Below are 3,006 nucleotides of genomic sequence, written 5' to 3' on the forward strand. Positions count from 1 at the left end.
AATAATCTTATCGACGTAAGCTAAAAATATAGTCGATATAATGACAATTACTATAGCTATTAATATAGAAATTGATGTTAAAGATAACAAAAGACTTTTAGGTTCTTTTTCTGGTATTCCTAAGACCAACAAAAATAAAATTGGTATTAGAATGATTGATATGACAAATACTATTAAGTTTTTTTTAAGTGATTTAGATTTCAAATTTATAACCTACTCCCCAAACTGTTAATATATACTTTGGATTCTTTGGATTATCTTCGATTTTTTGGCGGAGTCTGTTTATAGTAACGGTTACAGTATTTAAATCTCCATAACTATCGAAGCCCCAGATTCTCTCATATAGTTGTTCTCGACTAAAAACTTGTTTTGGATTTTTAGATAAAAATACCAAAAGTTCAAATTCATTTCTACTTAAGTCAAGATCCCTACCATTTTTTTCTACCTTATATTCTTTAGTATATATTCTGATATTTTCTATGTCTATTATTTCAAGATTTTCCTTATTGAAAACTTGGCTTCTTCTTAGTTGAGCATTAACTCTTGCAAGTAATTCTCTTGGTCTAAAGGGTTTGGTAATATAATCATCTGCTCCAAGATTAAGTCCCTTTACCTTATCAAATTCATCAATTTTTGCTGACAGAATCAAAATCGGTATTGTAGATTTTATTCTTATATTTTTGCAGATTTCATAACCATTCATACCTGGAAGCATTAAATCTAATATTACTAAGGACGGCTTAAATTCATCAAAAATTTCTATTGCCTTATCACCTTCTGTACAAATTTCTACCTCATATAGCTCTCTTTCTAGATAATCTTTTATTATACTTGCTAAGTCAAGTTCATCTTCTACGATTAAAATTCTACTCATCCTATCCTCTCCTATTTTAATATTTCTACCCTTTTAAAATAGGAAATATTGACAAAATATAAGATTAATATACCTATTAAAGATATTGAAATATACAAGCTAAGTTCAATACCAAATTCCCCTTTGATTAATAGAGATGGTATTTTATAAACATGTCTTACTAAAAATAAATATTTTAATTTTTCAGGACCTATTAAGCTTAGAATATAATATAAAAATCCCATTCCCATAACACTTGAAGCATTTTTTAAAACAAGACCACCATACACAATAATCATAGCTAAACATATTAGTGGCAAAATAATAGAAATTTCACTAAAAAATACACTAACAAAGGCTCTTATTCCCTCTAACTTTACTCCTCCAAGCAAAATAGCTTGCCCATCAGAAATCAAAACTGTTCCATCATTAAGCATTATTTTTCCAACCAAAAAAGATGAAATTATATCAAAAATCACTAAGGCTATTAGCCACATGATTATAGTTAATATTTTTGCTTTTATAAATTTTTTTCGATCTCCATTTACCATTATTGGTAATTTGATAAGACCTTTTTCATACTCTATAGCTGTTAAGTCTGAGGATATATAAATCACAAATAAGACCAAAAACAAAACTGTATCTGGAACTGAAACTAAGGGCAATGACATCCAATTCATATCCGTATGAATAAATTGATTTGCTTTAACTATATGAGAAATTAAAATTATTAGAAAAAATAGATAATAAAATTTATTTTTCCTTTGTTTGTATAACTCAAAATCTATAAACTTTTTCATATCTCACCCTAGTATAAAATATCTTTCTTTTCTAAATAAATATTGCTTATTATTAAAAATAAAGCTAATAATATCCCGCTTGCTATTATTAGAATACTAATTTCATTAGCAGACACATTTTTTATCATTGTAAATTTTTCTCCCATACTTGTATTAAAGAAAAATATAAGACCAACAATAGAAATGATATTTGCTAGACTTACATTTTCTATAAATAATCCTATTGACATACTTAATAATCCGTAGGTAATTGTTGGAAAAAGAATCTTCCCATAAGTTAAGAATGTATAGATTAAATCACTAGCTTTTGTAAATCCTGGTCTTATTAAAGATAAATCACTCATATTTTTAAAATATAGGATTCCAAATAAATAGCACAAAAGAACAAAAATTGTAGTTGCCATTATACAAAATATTATAAAGGCAATTTGTTTGCTGACTAAATTTTTAATTCTTGACGGTTCTTTCAATATGCTCAATTTCATTGTGCCTGCTATTAGGTCCTTAGTTACTAAGGCATTTGCTAAAATTGGTATAAAAAATATTAATATTTGCATATAAATATCTAAAAGGCTTGCAGGAAAAGTATAGAAACTATCAATATTCCAAACGCCTTCTTTTGGATCATACATGGTAATATTCATCCAAATCAAAAGTCCAGCTGACAATAAAAATACATATCCTATCTTTGATTTAATAATTTTCTCTAATTCATTAATAATTAATGCTTTCATTTTTCCCACCTACTTTATCAAAGAACAGTTCTTCAAGATTAGATACATTATTTCCTGAAACTAATTTTTTTACATCACCTTCTATACATAATTTCCCGTCATGTAAAATTCCGACTCTATTGCAAATACCTTCCATTTCATGGAGAAGATGAGATGATATTATAAACGTTTTATTAGAAGTTTTTGCCAAAGATACTATAAGTTCATTTATATCTCTCATTCCATACGGATCTAGTCCATTTGTAGGTTCATCTAAAATTATTAAATCTGGATTGCCTAATAAGGCATTAGCAATGCCAAGTCTTTGTTTCATACCCATGGAGTATGAGGCAAATTTATCTTTGCCTCTATCTTTTAAACCTACTAATTCAAGTAATTTATCAATATCTTTATCACTTGTACCATCAATTAGTTTTGCCATTAATTTTAAATTTTCATATCCAGATAGATTTTCATAAAACTTAGGAGCTTCTACCATAGCACCTATGTTTTTAATTGCTTGATCTCTATTTTTTATTACAGATTTTTCATTTATTAAAATTTCTCCAGAATCAGACCTAATTAATGATGTAATCATTCTAATAGTAGTTGTTTTCCCCTCTCCATTTGCTCCAAGAAA

The 3,006-nt window shown here is 27.2% G+C and carries 4 protein-coding genes and 1 pseudogene; all 5 read right to left on the bottom strand.

From position 1 onward, the window contains the following. A pseudogene (locus NH286_RS10520) lies at window positions 1-204 on the bottom strand (sensor histidine kinase); the annotation flags it as partial. Then, complete coding sequence (locus NH286_RS10525) at window positions 194-874, bottom strand: response regulator transcription factor (protein WP_265238753.1); 681 nt, start codon at window positions 872-874, stop codon at window positions 194-196. The pseudogene NH286_RS10520 and the gene NH286_RS10525, both read right to left, overlap by 11 nt. An 11-nt stretch (window positions 875-885) precedes the next feature. Continuing rightward, window positions 886-1,653 (bottom strand): hypothetical protein, encoded by a 768-nt coding sequence (locus tag NH286_RS10530; protein WP_265238755.1) that lies wholly within the window; start codon window positions 1,651-1,653, stop codon window positions 886-888. An 8-nt stretch (window positions 1,654-1,661) separates the two neighbouring features. Next, window positions 1,662-2,387 (bottom strand): hypothetical protein, encoded by a 726-nt coding sequence (locus NH286_RS10535; RefSeq protein ID WP_265238757.1) that lies wholly within the window; start codon window positions 2,385-2,387, stop codon window positions 1,662-1,664. Continuing rightward, a partial coding sequence (locus tag NH286_RS10540; RefSeq protein WP_265238759.1) for an ABC transporter ATP-binding protein occupies window positions 2,368-3,006 on the bottom strand: 639 nt, incomplete at its 5' end. The genes NH286_RS10540 and NH286_RS10535, both read right to left, overlap by 20 nt.

The organism is Anaerococcus sp. NML200574, assembly GCF_026131665.1.
GTDB classification, from domain to species: domain Bacteria; phylum Bacillota; class Clostridia; order Tissierellales; family Peptoniphilaceae; genus Anaerococcus; species Anaerococcus kampingae.